At 70.2% G+C, this 15,094-nt stretch carries 15 protein-coding genes; 9 read left to right on the forward strand and 6 right to left on the reverse strand.

Annotated elements, in window-relative coordinates; all coding sequences use genetic code 11:
* Window positions 1–76: 76 nt before the first annotated feature.
* The 8 genes from QRN27_RS10805 to QRN27_RS10840 all read left to right on the forward strand — a co-directional run bounded on the left by QRN27_RS10805 (window position 77) and on the right by QRN27_RS10840 (window position 7,828).
* Window positions 77–1,339 carry an ABC transporter substrate-binding protein gene (locus tag QRN27_RS10805; protein ID WP_285042242.1) on the forward strand — a complete coding sequence of 421 codons (1,263 nt, stop codon included), beginning with the start codon at window positions 77–79 and terminating at the stop codon, window positions 1,337–1,339.
* Window positions 1,339–2,310 carry a carbohydrate ABC transporter permease gene (locus tag QRN27_RS10810; RefSeq protein ID WP_285042243.1) on the forward strand — a complete coding sequence of 324 codons (972 nt, stop codon included), beginning with the start codon at window positions 1,339–1,341 and terminating at the stop codon, window positions 2,308–2,310. Before QRN27_RS10805 ends, QRN27_RS10810 begins: the two co-directional genes overlap by 1 nt.
* Window positions 2,307–3,251, forward strand: a complete 945-nt coding sequence (locus tag QRN27_RS10815; protein ID WP_285042244.1) for a carbohydrate ABC transporter permease — start codon at window positions 2,307–2,309, stop codon at window positions 3,249–3,251. Before QRN27_RS10810 ends, QRN27_RS10815 begins: the two co-directional genes overlap by 4 nt.
* A 38-nt stretch (window positions 3,252–3,289) precedes the next feature.
* Window positions 3,290–4,108: a sugar phosphate isomerase/epimerase family protein gene (locus QRN27_RS10820; RefSeq protein WP_285042245.1), complete on the forward strand. Its 819-nt coding sequence runs from the start codon at window positions 3,290–3,292 to the stop codon at window positions 4,106–4,108.
* Window positions 4,109–4,159: 51 nt separating this feature from the next.
* Complete coding sequence (locus QRN27_RS10825) at window positions 4,160–5,257, forward strand: Gfo/Idh/MocA family protein (protein ID WP_285042246.1); 1,098 nt, start codon at window positions 4,160–4,162, stop codon at window positions 5,255–5,257.
* Window positions 5,254–6,135 carry a sugar phosphate isomerase/epimerase family protein gene (locus QRN27_RS10830; RefSeq protein ID WP_285042247.1) on the forward strand — a complete coding sequence of 294 codons (882 nt, stop codon included), beginning with the start codon at window positions 5,254–5,256 and terminating at the stop codon, window positions 6,133–6,135. The genes QRN27_RS10825 and QRN27_RS10830 overlap by 4 nt, the downstream gene beginning before the upstream one ends.
* 86 nt (window positions 6,136–6,221) lie before the next feature.
* Complete coding sequence (locus QRN27_RS10835; protein ID WP_285042248.1) at window positions 6,222–7,304, forward strand: LacI family DNA-binding transcriptional regulator; 1,083 nt, start codon at window positions 6,222–6,224, stop codon at window positions 7,302–7,304.
* Window positions 7,301–7,828, forward strand: coding sequence for a GrpB family protein (locus QRN27_RS10840; protein ID WP_285042249.1), 528 nt, complete (start codon window positions 7,301–7,303; stop codon window positions 7,826–7,828). Before QRN27_RS10835 ends, QRN27_RS10840 begins: the two co-directional genes overlap by 4 nt.
* A gap of 36 nt (window positions 7,829–7,864) precedes the next feature.
* Here the strand turns inward: QRN27_RS10840 and QRN27_RS10845 are convergent, their stop codons facing one another.
* From QRN27_RS10845 to QRN27_RS10860, 4 genes are all read right to left on the reverse strand, one after another.
* A complete protein-coding gene (locus QRN27_RS10845; RefSeq protein WP_285042250.1) occupies window positions 7,865–8,620 on the reverse strand; it encodes an alpha/beta fold hydrolase in 756 nt (251 codons plus the stop codon).
* Window positions 8,621–8,753: 133 nt separating this feature from the next.
* Window positions 8,754–9,131 (reverse strand): Rid family detoxifying hydrolase, encoded by a 378-nt coding sequence (locus QRN27_RS10850; RefSeq protein ID WP_285042251.1) that lies wholly within the window; start codon window positions 9,129–9,131, stop codon window positions 8,754–8,756.
* 28 nt (window positions 9,132–9,159) lie between these two features.
* Window positions 9,160–10,122: a helix-turn-helix transcriptional regulator gene (locus QRN27_RS10855; RefSeq protein WP_285042252.1), complete on the reverse strand. Its 963-nt coding sequence runs from the start codon at window positions 10,120–10,122 to the stop codon at window positions 9,160–9,162.
* A 95-nt stretch (window positions 10,123–10,217) separates the two neighbouring features.
* Window positions 10,218–11,717: a glycoside hydrolase family 36 protein gene (locus tag QRN27_RS10860; RefSeq protein ID WP_285042253.1), complete on the reverse strand. Its 1,500-nt coding sequence runs from the start codon at window positions 11,715–11,717 to the stop codon at window positions 10,218–10,220.
* 147 nt (window positions 11,718–11,864) lie between these two features.
* Between QRN27_RS10860 and QRN27_RS10865 the strand changes: the two genes are divergently transcribed.
* Window positions 11,865–13,079: an ROK family protein gene (locus QRN27_RS10865; RefSeq protein ID WP_285042254.1), complete on the forward strand. Its 1,215-nt coding sequence runs from the start codon at window positions 11,865–11,867 to the stop codon at window positions 13,077–13,079.
* A gap of 30 nt (window positions 13,080–13,109) precedes the next feature.
* Here QRN27_RS10865 and QRN27_RS10870 read toward each other — a convergent pair whose 3' ends face one another.
* Together QRN27_RS10870 and QRN27_RS10875 are read right to left on the reverse strand one after the other, a co-directional pair.
* The gene (locus QRN27_RS10870) at window positions 13,110–14,168 is read right to left on the reverse strand and encodes a Gfo/Idh/MocA family protein (RefSeq protein WP_285042255.1); all 1,059 of its coding nucleotides are present in this window, start codon (window positions 14,166–14,168) and stop codon (window positions 13,110–13,112) included.
* Entirely contained in the window at window positions 14,165–15,046 is an 882-nt protein-coding gene (locus tag QRN27_RS10875) for a sugar phosphate isomerase/epimerase family protein (RefSeq protein WP_502929517.1), read from the reverse strand. The genes QRN27_RS10870 and QRN27_RS10875 overlap by 4 nt, the downstream gene beginning before the upstream one ends.
* Between the last annotated feature and the right edge of the window lie 48 nt (window positions 15,047–15,094).

Genomic DNA, 15,094 nt, shown 5'->3' on the forward strand with positions numbered 1-15,094 from the left:
AGGACGTCACGGCCGACCACCGCTGAAACGCTTCACTGCCGCGAGGAGCGCACCCCCGCTATCAAAGGAGATTGCAGTGGCAAGCAGCATTCGTTTCGGAATCGCGACCGCGGGAATCCTCGCCCTCGCACTCACCGCCTGCTCAGGGCCGGGCGGCGACGACTCGTCCGACGGCCCCGTGACGCTCGAGTTCTGGGCCTGGGGCTCCAACATCGACAAACGCGTCGAGGTGTGGAACGAGGCCAACCCCGACATCCAGGTCAACATCTCGGCACCTGCGAGTGGCGCCGACATGCCCGTCCGCGTGCTGAGCGCCGTCCGCGCCGGCGACGGACCCGACATCGCCCAGGCCGAGTACACGCAGATGCCCACCTATGTCTCCGCCGGCGTGCTCGCCCCGCTCGACAGCGCGAAGGCGGAGCTCGAGGAGGCCTACTCCCCCACGGTGCTCGACACCGTCTCCTTCGACGACACGGTCTACGGCGTCCCCCAGGACCTCGGGCCGGCGCTGTTCGTCTACCGCAACGACCTCTTCGCCCAGTACGGCCTCACACCGGCGGCCAGCTGGGACGACTTCCGCGCCCTCGCCGAGCAGGTCCGCACGCTCGACGGCGACCGGTACCTCTTCAACTTCAGCTCCATCGACGCCGACCAATTCATGGGCCTCGCCTTGCAGAACGGGGCCGAGTGGTGGGACTACTCCGACGAGGAGTGGAGCGTCGACATCGCCAGCGCCCAGACGCAGGAGGTCCTCGACTTCTGGCAGGGCATGGTCGAGGACGACCTCGTGAGCACCTACCAGACCGGCAGCCCCGAGCAGATCGAGGCGACCGCGAGCGGCCGCGTGCTCGGCACCATCGCCGGGGCGTGGGCGCCTGGGCCACTGCTCAACCAGTACCCCGACACGGTGGGCCTGTGGTCGGCCGCGCAGATCCCGCAGTGGGACACCGCCGACCCGAGGGTCTTCGCCCGCGGCGGCTCGGCCAACGTCATCCTCAAGGAGAGCCCGCACTACGAGCAGGCCCTCGAATTCATCACCTGGTTGAATGCCTCCGAGGAGGGCGCCGAGGGGCTCGTCGAGGTGAACAAGTTCACCGGGGCACTCCACGGCCAGGAGATCGACCGCACGCCGCCGGACCTCATGCCGGAGGACACCACGTACTGGCCGAGCGCCACCGAGGCCGCCTCGAAGCTCGTGTCCGTGCAGTGGGGACCGAACACGCAGGTCGCCTTCACCGCGATCACCGACGAGCTCGGCAACGCGATCGAAGGGACGAGCCCGTGGGCGGACGTCCTCCCGAAGGTGCAGGACATCGTGCAGAAGGACCTTGCCGGGTGATGACCGCGCCGACCATCGAGCAGCCCCGTGCCCGCGGCACCGCCGCGGGCACGGCTCCCACCGGACGGCGCGCCTCCCTGACGCGCCCGCACCACCTGTTCGCCTGGGGACTCATCGCACCCGCGGTCGTGCTCTTCGTGTTCGTCTTCATCATCCCGATCGTCTACTCCGGCGGCCTCAGCCTCATGGGGACGGCGGCCGGGGCGAGCGCCTACGGCGTCCGCGAGGAGGTCTTCGTCGGGCTCGGCAACTACGTGAAGGTCCTCGAGGACCCGACGTTCTGGACCAGCCTCGGCAACCTCGCCGTGTACGCGCTGTTCCTCGTCCCGATCATGATGCTGACGGCCATGCTGCTGGCGCTCCTCCTCGACCTGCCGCGCGCCCACCTCCGGGCGTTCAGCCGCATGGCGATCTTCCTGCCGTACGGTGTCCCGAGCGTCATCGCGGCACTCATGTGGGGCTTCCTGTACGTGCCGGAGATCAGCCCCATCTACCAGCTCGCCGAGACCTTCGGCCTGCAGTTCCCGACGCTGCTGCGCGGCGACCTCGTCATGACGGCGATCATCAACGTCGTGCTGTGGGGTGGGATCGGGTTCAACACGATCATCCTGTACACCTCGCTGCAGTCGCTGCCGAAGGAGCAGATCGACGCCGCCCGCATCGACGGCTGCGACGAGCCGCGCATCGCCTGGTACATCAAGCTGCCGCACATCGTGCCGGCGACGATCCTGACGGGCCTGTTCTCGATCATCGGCGCGCTGCAGGTGTACAGCGAACCGCAGATGCTCTCGAGTCTCACGCCGGCCATCAACTCGACCTACTTCCCGCTCATGCGGGTGTACCGGGACGCCTTCGCCCACGACGACCTCAACTCGGCGTCGGCGGCTTCCATCATCCTCGCCCTCGCCACCGTGCTGCTGTCGCTCCTGGTGCTCGGTGGGCAACGCCTCGCCGCTCGGAGGAACGCATGACCACCACCGCACGCACCCTGGAACGGGTCGAGGAGGACCGACGTGCCAGGGAGACCTCGCGCCGGAGCCACCGCGAGCACGACCGCAAGCCGCAGGGTGGTCCGAGCCTCGTCCGGAAGCTCGGCGGCCTCCTGCCCACGATCGTCCTGCTCATCGCCGTCGTCTACTTCCTGCTCCCGATGGTGTGGGTCGTGTTCGCCGCGACGAAGAGCACCGGTGAGCTGTTCTCGACGGGCGCCTTCTCCGTCGGGTCGAGCCTCGTCGACAACCTGGTCGACCTGTTCGAGTACGAGAACGGCTCGTTCACCCGGTGGCTCGGCAACAGCTTCATCTACTCGATCGGTGGAGCGCTGCTGTCGACGGTGGTCTCGGCGGCCGCCGGGTACGCGCTCGCGCTCTACCGGTTCCCCGGCAAGAAGGCCGTGATGGTCGGGCTGCTCGCCGGTGTCCTCCTGCCGACGATCACGCTCGCGATCCCGCAGTACATGCTGTTCGCGCAGCTCAACCTCACCAACACCTACTGGGCGGTGCTCATCCCGATCTCGATCACGCCGTTCGGGATCTACCTCTCCTACGTGTTCGCGCGGGGGTCCGTCCCGCAGGAGCTCCTCGAGGCCGCACGGGTGGACGGGTCGAACGAGGGGCGCACCTTCGTCTCGATCGGCCTCCCGCTGCTGTTCCCCGGCCTCGTCACCGTGTTCCTCCTGCAGTTCATCGGCGCCTGGAACAACTTCCTACTGCCGTACATCATGCAGTCGAAGTCGGAACTCTCCCCGATCACCGTCGCCATGTTCCTCATGCTCAACCGCGGCGGCAGCGAACCGGTGCTCTATTCGGTGGCCATCGCGGGCGCGCTCGTCGCGGTCATCCCCGTCGTGATCTTCGTCCTGGTGTTGCAGCGCTTCTGGCGCCTGGACCTCATCTCAGGAAGCCTGAAGTAGCCATGACGACCCTCCACCCCACGAACGGAAGGACCCCCATGTCCGACACGGACACGCGATCCGCCACGAACCCGACGGCCCAGCGGTACCCGCTCAGCGGCTACGGCGTCATCGTGCCGAGCGAGCGCATCGCCGCAGCGTTCGCCGCCGGCGCCGACTACGCCGAATCGACCATCGTCGGCAACCTCGTCGTGGCCGAGGGCGACGGCTGGGTGCGCAACCCGGCGTACGACGCCACGGTCCGCCGCGGTTCCTTCGCGATCCTGTTCCCCGCCGAGCTGTCCCTGGCGGACCCGGGCGTCCCGGCGGACCGCGTCACCGCCTACCTCGACGCCGCCATGCCCATCATCGGCTCGGTCGCAGAGCCCGGCGCGAAGATCGTCTTCGGGAGCGGGACCGCGCGGACCATCCCCGACGGGGTCGACCTCGCGGCCGCCCGGAAACGGTTCGCGGAAGTGGTCGTCGAGACCCGTGACGCCGCCGAGCGGAACGAGCTGCAGATCGTCCTGGAACCGCTCAACCGACGCGAGACGAACCTCCTGAACTCCCTCGAGGAGACGGTCGCCTTCCTCGACGAGTTCGACATCGAGCGGGTCCCCGTCGTCGCCGACCTCTTCCACATCATGCTCGAGGCCGAGCCGCTGTCGGTCGTCCGGGACCTCGGGCCGCGCATCGGTCACGCGCACATCGCCGATGCCGATCGACGACCCCCTGGGCAGGGCGACTGGCCGCTCTCGCCTTTCATCGAGGCCCTCCGGGCGGGCGGCTACGACGGCCCCGTCACCGTCGAGTGCCTCTTCGAGGACTTCCAACCGGAACTCGAAGCCGCCCTTGCACACCTCCGCCGCCTCGCCTGAACCGGCGCGACCGCAGCCCGCATCACCCACCGAACTGGAGCGAACCCCCGCATGACCCGACCGCACCGCATCGCCATCGCCGGCGCCGGCATCATCTCGAAGCAGCACGGCATCGTCATCGACCAGCTGCGCGACGAGTTGGAGCTCGTCGCCGTCGCAGACCCCGAACTCGCGAAGGCGGATGCCCTCGTCACCGAGCGCGGCGGGCGAGCGTTCGCGAGCCTCACCGAGGCGCTGGCGCAGACCGACCCGGACATCGTCGTCGTCTGCACGCCAACCGGGCTGCACGCCGATCTCGCGATCGAAGCGCTCGAGGCCGGGAAGCACGTCATCATCGAGAAACCGGCCGACGTCACCGTCTCGCGGACCGACGACATCATCGCCGCCCAGGAGCGAGCCGGGACGCTCGTCACCGTCATCTCGCAGCACCGGTTCGACCCCTCGACCGAGATCATCCTCGACGCGGTCGAGCGCGGCGACTTCGGTCGGCTCACCTCGGGCATCGCTTCCGTCGACTGGTGGCGCGGTCAGAGCTACTACGACTCCGGCGACTGGCGCGGCACGTGGGCGCTCGACGGCGGTGGTGCACTCATGAACCAGGGTGTGCACACCGTCGACCTGCTCGTCGCGGTGCTCGGGCGTCCGGTCGAGGTCTTCGGCTACACCGCGCTCCTCGCCCACGAACGGATCGAGACCGAGGACGTCGCGGTCGGTGTCCTGCGGTTCGCCTCCGGTGCGCTCGGCGTGCTCCACGGCTCCACCGCCGTCTATCCGGGACTCATGGCCAGGCTGCAGGTGCACGGCGATCGCGGGTCGGCGGTCATCGAGAACGACCAACTCACCTACTTCCACGCCACCCCAGCCGGCACGGAGCGCGCCGAGGCCTTCTTCGGTTCGCAGGGCGCCGGTACGAACCAGGCCGAGCAGTTCACCGAGCAGACCCAGGCCGGTTCCAGCGTCGCCGGCCAGATGTCGGACGCGCATCTGCGGCAGTACCGCAACGTGCTCGCGGCGATCCGTGGCGAGGAGCCGTTGCGGGTGACCCTCGCGGAGAACCGCCAGGCGATCTCGATCATCACCGGCCTCTACGAATCGGCCCGCACCGGTGCACCCGTCCGCCTCGACACCGTGCCGGCGGTGGCCCGATGACCGCCCGGACGCCCCGGGTGGCGGCGAACCCCATCCCGTACTGGAGCGCCCGCGGCAAGACGCGGGAGGTGTTCGAGGAGGCCTTCGCCGACTTCCAGCGCATCGGGTTCACGGCCGTGAAGGCCGACATCCCTGAGGGCATGACCGCCGACGAGTACCGGTCCTGGATCGACGGCTACGGGCTGGCGCCGTCGCTCAGCCTGTTCAGCAACCCGTTCGACGAGACGGTCGAGCTGGACGAGGTCCTGGAGGCCGCGAAGGCGTTCGGAGCCGCGCAGGCCTCGCTCGGACTCGACCGGACGATGATCTCCTCCATGTCGGTCCCGGCGCGCATGGTCACGCCGGCCGTCGGCGCGGACTTCTCGCAGGAGCGCCTCGACCGCGCCATCGAGTACGCAGGCCGCACCTGCGAGGTCCTGCTCGCCGAGGGGATCCGTCCACTGCACCACTCGCACGTCGGCGGGGTCTTCGAGACGGAGCACGAGATCCGCAGCCTCCTCGACACCCTCGGACCGGACCTCATCGGCTTCGGTCCCGACACCGGTCACCTGCGCTGGGCGGGTGCCGACCCCGTCGCCATGATCACCGACTACCGCGACCGGGTCGGCGGCATCCACATCAAGGACGTCTACGCCGACCACCTCGACGGGGCCGGCGACGGCACCCTGTCGTACCACGAGACCTCGCAGACGAAACGCCTGTGGGCGGAGCCCGGACTCGGTGTGCTCGACTTCGACGCCATCGTCGCGGCGATGCCTGCGGACTACGACGGCGACTACATGATCGAGGTCGACTTCCCGAGCGTCGAGAGCGTCTTCGAGTCTCACCGTCTGTCCTACGAATGGGCGAGCCACGCGCTCGACGTCGGGAGCCGCTGAGGGCTCCGGGGTGAGCCCGCGAGCGGTGACCGCGGCAGTACGATGGCTCAGGTCGCCGACGGCGGCGATCGAGAGGAGCGAGCACCATGAGCACCTCTGATGCGTCGCCCGACGTCGTCCTGCCGGCACCCGACACCGAAGCAACCGAGGCCAGGGCGCCCGAAGCCGCCACCGCGCCCGCGAAGGCGAAGCGCGCCGCCACCATCTACGACATCGCCCAGCTCGCGGGCGTCAACCCGTCGACGGTGTCGCGGGCCCTGAGCCGCCCTGGCCGGATCAACGAGAAGACGGCGCAGAAGATCCACGACGCCGCGAAGCAGCTCAACTACGTCGCCAATCCGGCCGCTCGCGCGCTCCCCACCGGACGCACCGGCACGCTCGGCCTCATCGTCGCCGACATCACCAACCCGATGTTCTTCGACGTCGTCCGCGGTGCTGAGCGCGAGGCGGCTGAGCGCAACTACACGCTCGTGCTCGCGGAGTTCAAGGAGTCGGCGGAGATGGAGCTGCTGACCGCCAGACGGCTCATGCCCTCGGTCGACGGGCTCATCCTCGCCACCTCGCGGCTCCTCCCCGACGACGTCCGCACGCTGGGCCAGGAGAAGCCCGTCGTCGTGATCAACCGTCAGGTCGACGACGTCGACAGCATCGTCGCCGACATCGGCCCCGGCCTCACGGCGGCGATCGACCATCTCGTCGCGCTCGGGCACCGCCGCCTCGCGTTCGTCTCCGGCCCAGGTCGGTCCTGGATGTCGCGGCACCGGTGGAACCGGACGCGGGAGCTGTGCGCCGAGCGCGGGATCGAGACGGTGCGGGTGCCGTCGACGCAGCCCGACATGGCCGCGGGCAGGGCGGCGGCCACGGCCGTGCTCGAGACGGGTGCCACGGCGGTCCTGGCGTACAACGACCTCCTGGCCATCGGCATCATGCTGGAACTGCGCTCCCGCGGCGTCGAGATGCCCGCCCAGCTGAGCCTCATCGGCTTCGACGACATCTTCGGTTCGGACTTCACGACACCGGCGCTCACCTCGATCCGCAGCCCGCACATCGCCTCCGGCTCCTACGCTGTGCAGACCCTCTTCGCGCACCTCGGGGGCACCGACGTCCCGGTCATCACCGACCTCGCGACCACGCTCATCATGCGCGAATCGACCGCCCCGCCGCGATGATCGAGCTGAGCGGGCACCAGACGGAATGGGCCGAAGCGTTCCGACTCGAGGCGGCGCGGCTCACCGCGGCCCTGCACAACGAGGTCGACGCGATCGAGCACATCGGCAGCACCGCCGTTCCGGGACTCGTCGCCAAGCCGATCATCGACCTCGCCGCGCGGGCGTCGGACGGCACCGATCCCCGCTCCCTCGGTCCGCTGCTGGTGGCACTCGGCTACGACCCGAAGCCCGCCGGCCCCACCACGCACGCCGTCTACGCCCGCTCTGACGGGAGCAGGCGGACGCATCTCCTCCACGTCTTCACCGCCGACGACTGGGAGCACTGCAACCAGCGGCTGTTCCGCGACAAGCTGCTGCACGACGCGTCCGCCGTGCGCCGCTATCAAGACCTCAAACTCGGCCTGGCCGCGGCGAACGACGACGGCCGCGCCTACACCGCGGCGAAGCTCCCCCTCATCGAGGAGCTGCTGAACGAGGAGCGCGCGGCGCGAGGCCTCCCGCCGACGACCGCCTGGGACAAGTAGCGCCTGCGGTCCACCGCCCCGGCCTGGGGCGACGCGTCAGCCGGACCCGTCGACGAACGCGCGGATCGCCGACGCGACCGCCCGCGGCGCCGTGTGCTGCACCACGTGGCGGTGACCGGGCACCACCGCCATCGAACCCCGCGCCGCGCGGTCACGGAGCAGACGACTCCAATCGGCACGCGCGATCGGATCGTTCCCGCCGCGGAGGACGAGCACGGGAGCGGCGACCTCAGCGAGGCGGTCCTCGATCGGGTAATCGATCATCCGCCGCACCTGCCGCAGGTACCAGGACGGTCCGGCGCGCAGGTAGTCGGTGAACACCCGCTGGTTGACGCCCGGCGTCTCGCCGACCGTGTCGCGTGACAGCGCCAGGGCCTGCAGGGGCATCGAACGGCGACGACGATCGGTCACCGGCCCGATGAGCACCAGGGCCTGGACGAGGTCCGGTCGCTGCGCCGCCAGCTCGACGACCCACTGGGTCCCCATGGAGTGGCCGACGAGGATGTACGGTCCCGCACCGAGCGCGTCGAGCACCCGCGCGAGCCCTGAGGCCGTCTCGGCGACCTCGAGCGCATGGTCCGGCTTCGCCACGCCACCGAACCCGGGGAGGTCGACCGAGACGGTGTCGCTGTCGGCCGCGAGCTCGTCGTGCAGCCTGGCGAAGTACCGGTGCGAGGTGCCGACCCCGTGGACGAGGACGAAGCGGGCGGCCCCGGGGGCGCGCTCCGCGGTCGTCGAGATGACCCGGTAGGAGCGGTCGTCGAGCACGAACTGCTCGTCGCGACGCGTCACCCCTGTCCGCATCGGGAATCGCCGTGTCGCTCTGTCGTCATGCGGACACGGTACCGGTCGGTCGGGCCCACCCATGACCCCTTGCGCACCCCGACGACCGCCCGGGACACGTACCGTCGTCCCTCGGGTGACCTCAGGCGACCAGTTCGATCTCCACGCGCGCACCGAGCGGCAGACCGACGACCGCGACCGTGGTGCGCGCAGGGTAGGGCGCCGAGAAGACCGTCTCGTAGATGCGGTTCATCGCCGCGAAGTCGGCCATGTCGACGAGGTAGACGTTCACCTTGACCACATCGCCGAACCCGCGACCGGCGGCCGTCAACACCGATTCGAGGTTGGCGAACACCCGGCGGGTCTGCTCGCCGACATCACCCTCGACGAGGGCCCCGGTGGCCGGGTCGATGGGCGTCTGCCCGGAGAGGTACAGCGCTCCGCTCGGGGCGACCGCAGCGTGCGAATACGGCCCGACGGGCTTCGGGGCGTTCAGGTCGGTCACCGTGGATCGTGTCATGGGCCTCAGCATAGGGAGGACCGTCGATTCAGCGGGCGCTCGACGCCAGGGTGACGCTCGGGTACTCGCCGAAGCGGCTGGCGTAGGACGCCGCGAACCGTCCGAGATGGGAGAACCCCCACCGTCGGGCGAGCTCGGCGACGGTCGCCAGGCCGGGCTCGGCGTCCCGCAGCTCCTGCCGGACCCGGTCGAGGCGGATCGAGCGGAGGTAGTCGGTGGCGGTGAGGTCGTATTCCCGACGGAACGCCGTCTGCAGGCTGCGCGGGCTGAGCCCGGCCGCAGCGGCGATCTCCTCGGTCCGGATGGGGCGGTGGGCGTTGGCGATCATGAACTCGACCGCAGCCGCCGTCTTCCGACCGGACGCCACGACGCGATCCCGCCGTGGCTGCACGGCCAGATGCGGGAAGGTCTCGAGCAACGCGACCGCGGCCGAGCGGTTCGCCTCGGCGCGCAAGACGGCCGAACTGCCGTCGTCGTAGAGCACGCGGCCGACGCTCGCCACCGCCTCCGTCCATCGCCGCAGCGCATCGCCCGACGGCCGGAAGGTCGTGTCGAAGGTGATCGGACCGACCGAGCCCTCGAGCTCGGCGGCGACACCCTCGAGGTACGTTCCGCCGAAGTGCATCATGTTGAGCCGATAGTCGATGAGGTCGAACTGCGCGGGGCGGTCGTTCGCGAACATCGCCGGCTGCCCCTGCAGGAACGTCATCGGCGAACCCAGCAGGTCCGAGACGCCTTCGCCGCGCGTCATCCAGGCGACGACGTACTCGCCCTGCGTGAACGACGCCCCCGTGATCCGTCCCTCGACCTGCGACGCACGCAGCGCGAGATCGTCGTCGCCGACGGAGGTGAAGCGGTACCGGAATTCGGCGGCGGTCGGTTCGACCGTCATCCGGCCGATGTTGTAGGCGGCACCGTACAGCTCCCGAGCCTGATCCACATCGGTCCCGGCGGCCTCGAACCGCTGCGCGGACCCTGGTTTCGCGCTCATCCTGCCCAGAATCTCACGACTCGGGCGCAGGTCCTCCATCGGGCGACCACGCTTCGTTTTGTGGATAACGGGTGGCGGCCGACGGCCGGCTGGGGTCAGCCGATGAACGAGGTGTCGGAGACAGGCTCACCGGCCACGATCGCCGTCAGATCCACGTCCCGGCCGTCGAGACGGAACGTGAACCGGCCCGTCTGCTCGACGACCGGCGTCTCCGACAGGTACCGCCGAAGCTCCTCGCGTTCGTCCTCCTGCAACCAACTCACCGGGTCGGAGGTGGACTTGAACTCGAGGATGGCGGCGACGTCCTGGAGGATCCCGCGCTCGGTGGGGTCGAGGAGGTTCCGGGCGCTGCGGAAGTAGACGGCGTCGGGGTCGACCTCGTAGACGTCCTTCAGCCAGACGCGGTTCACGGAGTCGACGATCGAGTTCCAGGCGCCGACACCGGAGGGGTCGCCGATCCGTTCGGCGTTGTCCCAGAACGGTCCGACGTCCGGGCCGACGCGGGCGCCGTCGAACACGCCGACCGACGGGATCATCGGCACCCCGCAGCCCAGCAGGTACACGTCGTCGCCCACGGTCTCGCGAATGAGCGAGATCGCGTCGCGGTAGGCCGTCTCGCGGTGCACGTCCTGGTGGCGACGGCCGGCGACGGCACCCGCGTACATGAAGTCGAGCTTGAGGTAGCTGAAGCCCCAGCCGGTGACGCGTTCGAAGACCTCGCGGAGGTGGTCCTGCACCTCACGCTGCGTGGTGTCGAGCGAGTAGTAGTGCGACTCCCAGTTGTATCCGGTCGCGAGGGGCCGACCGGCGTCATCCTGCACGAGGAGGTCGGGGCGTTCGCGGGCGATCGTGGAATCCGGCAGCGCGATCATCGGTGCGAGCCACAGCCCCGGGCGGAAGCCGGCCGCGGAGATCCGCTCGGCTGTCGCCTGCATGCCGGACGGGAAGTCCGGTCCGGCGGTCCAGTCGCCGACGATCGGCTCCCAGCCGTCGTCGAGCTGGAAGACGTCGACGGGGTAGCCGGCGAGGTCCGTCACCGTGCGGGCGATCAGGTCCTCGTCGATGCCCTCGTAGTAGGAGTACCAGCTGCTCCAGACCCGACCGGCCCGCTGCGTGCGCCGCCCGAGGCGTTCCGACAGCACCGCGGCATAGTCGGCGAACGCCTGCCGTTCAGGCCCGAAGGTCACGAACCATTCGGCTTCGTCGGTCTCGCTCCGCGCCCAGATGGTGTTGCGGTCTGCGCCGACGCGTGGGTTGCCGAGGCCGAGGGTGCCGATCAGCAGCACCGTGCCGTCGGGTCCCGCGATGGCACCGACACCGCTGCCGGAATGGTGATGCGGGGTCTCGTTGAGCGCGTCGTCGGCGGTGAGGAGTCGGTTCGGGCTGTTCTTGATGCCGATGGTCTCGCCGTCGGTCGTGGTCCAGCCGCTCGGGCTCCACGAGTTCCAGCCGTGCCGGTAGAACCCGGTGTCGCCGAACGGGTGGAGGAGCGCGACGGGGCCGGCCGGCACGATGAAGCCGGTGCGCGTCGCGACGGGTGCACCGGGAAGGTTCGCGGGGACGCGGAGGTCGCCGAAGGTGAAGGTGTGCAGCATGGTGGGTGCCCTCTCGTGGGTGTTCGACCGCCCGACGGCGGCTTCCGGTCGGTCGACGTGGGTAGAGTCGGACCGACGAGCAGTTAATACTGCAACGTGGCGTGATAAGTCGCAAGAGGTCCCTGGACATCGAGAGAGAGGACGGCCATGGCTCCCGAGGCGATGATCGATTCGACCGGCGGGTCGATGGGCAGTCGCTCCCTGCTCCGCCGCATGAACTCCCTCGGGATCCTGCGGGCGGTCCTCCAGGCCCCCTCGACCCTGCGGACCCTGGCGAACGACTCGGGTCTCTCCCGGACGGCCGTCGACGCGATCGTCACCGACCTCGTCGGGCTCGGGTGGTTGGAACCCGCTGAGGCGACCGCGACCTCGAGGATCGGCAGGCCGGCCGCGGCCTACCGGATCCGCGCCGGACTCGGGCACCTCCTGTCGATCGACATCGGCGCGAACCACATCCAGGTCGTCGTCGCCGAACTCTCGGGTGCCGTGCTCGGGCAGCGCACCGCGCACCTCGACGAGGACACCGAGGCCGCGGAACGCCTCGCGACGGCGCTCGCGACCGGCGATGCGGCCCTCGCCGACCTCGGTCTGGACCGCCGTTCGGTCTGGGTCACGACCATCGGCTCGCCGGGCGCGATCGGGCGGAACGGCGAGGTGCTGTACTTCGGCGGAACGGGCCTCCCCGGCTGGGTCGGACTCGACCTCCGCGACTGGTTCGAGCGGGAGTTCGACGGAGCCGTCCTGGTGGAGGGCGACGTCGCCCTCGGCGCCCACGCGGAGCTCGCCCTCGGCGCGGCACGGGGCCGACGCGACGTCGTCTACCTGCTCTGCGGGGTGCGGACGAGCGGCTCGTCGATCATCGACGGCAGGGTGCACCGCGGCGTGCACGGCGCGGCGGGCATCGTCGGCGAGATGCCCGAACTCCGCTGGTCCCGGCTCAACGAGGAGTACGGCGGCTCGGTCCTCGGCACGCCGCGGCCGTCCCGCGAGGAGATCTTCGACGCGGCGCGTGCCGGCGACCGGATCGCGGGCATCGCCGTCGCGGAGTTCGCCGACGACCTCGCCACGGGCGCGGCGGCCCTCACCCTGGCGGTCGATCCGGAGCTGCTCGTGATCGGTGGTGGTAGCGCGCCCGGTGCCGACGTCTTCCTCCCGCGCTTCATCCAGACACTCGATACGATCTGCCCGCTCCCGCCGGAGGTGGTCGTCTCAGCGCTGGGCTCCGAGGCGGTGGCGCTCGGCGGCATCAGCCTGGCGTCGCAGCGACTCGACCACGTGCTCGAAGTCGCCGTCCGCGAGCGGGAGCGGTTCCCCGGCCCGGAGGAGGCTCGCCGCCTCGCACGGCAGGTACCGGTCTCCTGAGCCTCCGCCCCGCCCGCCCAGAGCGCGTCGTCAGGCGGTGGCAGCCGATGCGGGCAGATCCGTGGCCGGCGTGACACGGTCCGGGATCGCGTCGTCGTAGACGTCCTGGATCACGTCGAAGGCCTTCCGCGCTTCGGCCGGGTGGAGCCAGAAGGCCCCCGGCTCATCGAGTCCGGCGTAGAAGTCCTGGATCAGTCGTTCGTGGGACACCCCCCAGTACGCGCGCTCGCCACTGGCGGTGGCCCGCTCGGCCGTGGTCTCGACCCGGCCGTCGGCGAAGCGCGCCGTGAGCTCGGCGCCGAGGCTCAACGTCCCCAGCTCGCAGACGACGTCGATCGTCACGGGCAGGTTCGCGACGCCGGCGACCGTCGCGTAGACGGTGCTCGTCGCGCCGCCCGCGTGCATGATACGCAGCTCGGCCGTGTCCTCGACCTCGATCACCTCGGCGAGCGCGCGGGTCGCGATCGATCCCGTCGCGGTGATCGGGTCGCCCACCAGCCACTGCACGAGGTCGATCGTGTGGATGGCCTGGTTCATCAGCATCCCGCCACCACCCGTGGCCCAGCGGCCCCGCCACGGGCGATCCTCGTAGTAGGCGGCCGTGCGATGCCAGGGGACGACCGCCGAGGCGCCGAGCACCGCCCCGAGCTCACCGGAATCGAGGAGTTCCTTGGCGCGTTCCGCCGGTCGGTTGTACCGGTTCTGGAAGCACACGGCGATCTTGGCGCGGCTGTGCTCCGCGGCCGCCACGAGCCGGTCGGCCTCTGCACGCGTGTGGGCGAGCGGCTTCTCGAGGACGACGTCGATCCCCCGTTCGAGCGCACGGACGGCCTGGGCGGCGTGGAGATGGTGGGGCGTGCAGAGGTGGACGACGTCCGGTCGCGCCTCATCGAGGAGGCGGTCGAGGTCCGTGTACCCGGGGACGCCGGTCGCCGTGCTCGCCGCGTCGAGCCGGCCGGCGTCGACGTCGCACACCGCGACCAGCTGGGCGCCAGGCACCGTCGCGATGGCAGCGAGGTGGAGGGCGGAGATGTCCCCGCACCCGACCACGGCGACGCGGCGGACGAGGGGCTGTGGCTCGCGGCTCATCGCAGCCCGATCCCCAGCTCGTCGGTGAGTCGGCGGAACGCGCGGGCTGCGACGCCGAACGAGGCCGGCCCGGAGAAGCCGCCGAGCGCATGCGTCTCGGACAGGTGCGGTTCGAGCGAGGCGAAGCCGGTGTAGCCGTCGTCGCGCAGGGCGGTGAGCGTCTCGCGGAGTTGACCGTCGCCCTCCCCCGCCGGGACCACCTGGCCCGACTCGGCGACCGCGTCCTTCACCTGCAGGTAGTCGACGTAGGGACGGAGCATCGCGTACGCGTCGTCGAACGGCGCGACACCGCACTGGACGAAGTTCGCGTTGTCCCAGGCGAGGCGGAGCGCCGGCGATCCGACCGACTCGACGAGGTCGAGGATCCGCTCGGGCACGTCGCCGTAGATGTCCTTCTCGTTCTCGTGGAGGAGCACGACCCCCTCGCGCTCCGCCAGCTCGGCGAGCAGTCGCATGCGCAGGAGGACGTCGTCGCGGATGTCCTCGACGCGGACGTCCGCACCGCGGAAGAACGAGAAGATGCGGATGTTGGTGGTTCCGAGCGTGTTGGCGACGGCGATCGCGCGGGCGAGGCGGGCGACCTCCAGCTCCGCGTCGAGGGCCACGTCGACCTTGCCGATGGGCGAGCCGATCGCGGAGACCCCCATCCCCGCCTGCTCCAGCTGGGCGGCGAGGCGGGCCGACTGCTCGGTGTCGAGGTCGATGACGTTCGTGCCCCAGGCGCTCCGCACCTCGATGTGAGAGGCGCCGAGAGCTTCGAGCACCGCGATCTGCGTCGTCGGGTCCGCGTCGATCTCGTCGCCGAAGCCTGACAGGGTCCAAGTCACCGGGTGTTGTGCATTCACGTGCGCTTCCGCCTTCGCGTTCGTTCTCGTCATCGGGAACCGGGCAGTCGCACTGCCGGTCGTGCCAGCCTAGAACGTTGG

Source organism: Plantibacter sp. LMC-P-059a (genome assembly GCF_030209505.1).
In the GTDB taxonomy this organism is placed as follows: domain Bacteria; phylum Actinomycetota; class Actinomycetes; order Actinomycetales; family Microbacteriaceae; genus Plantibacter.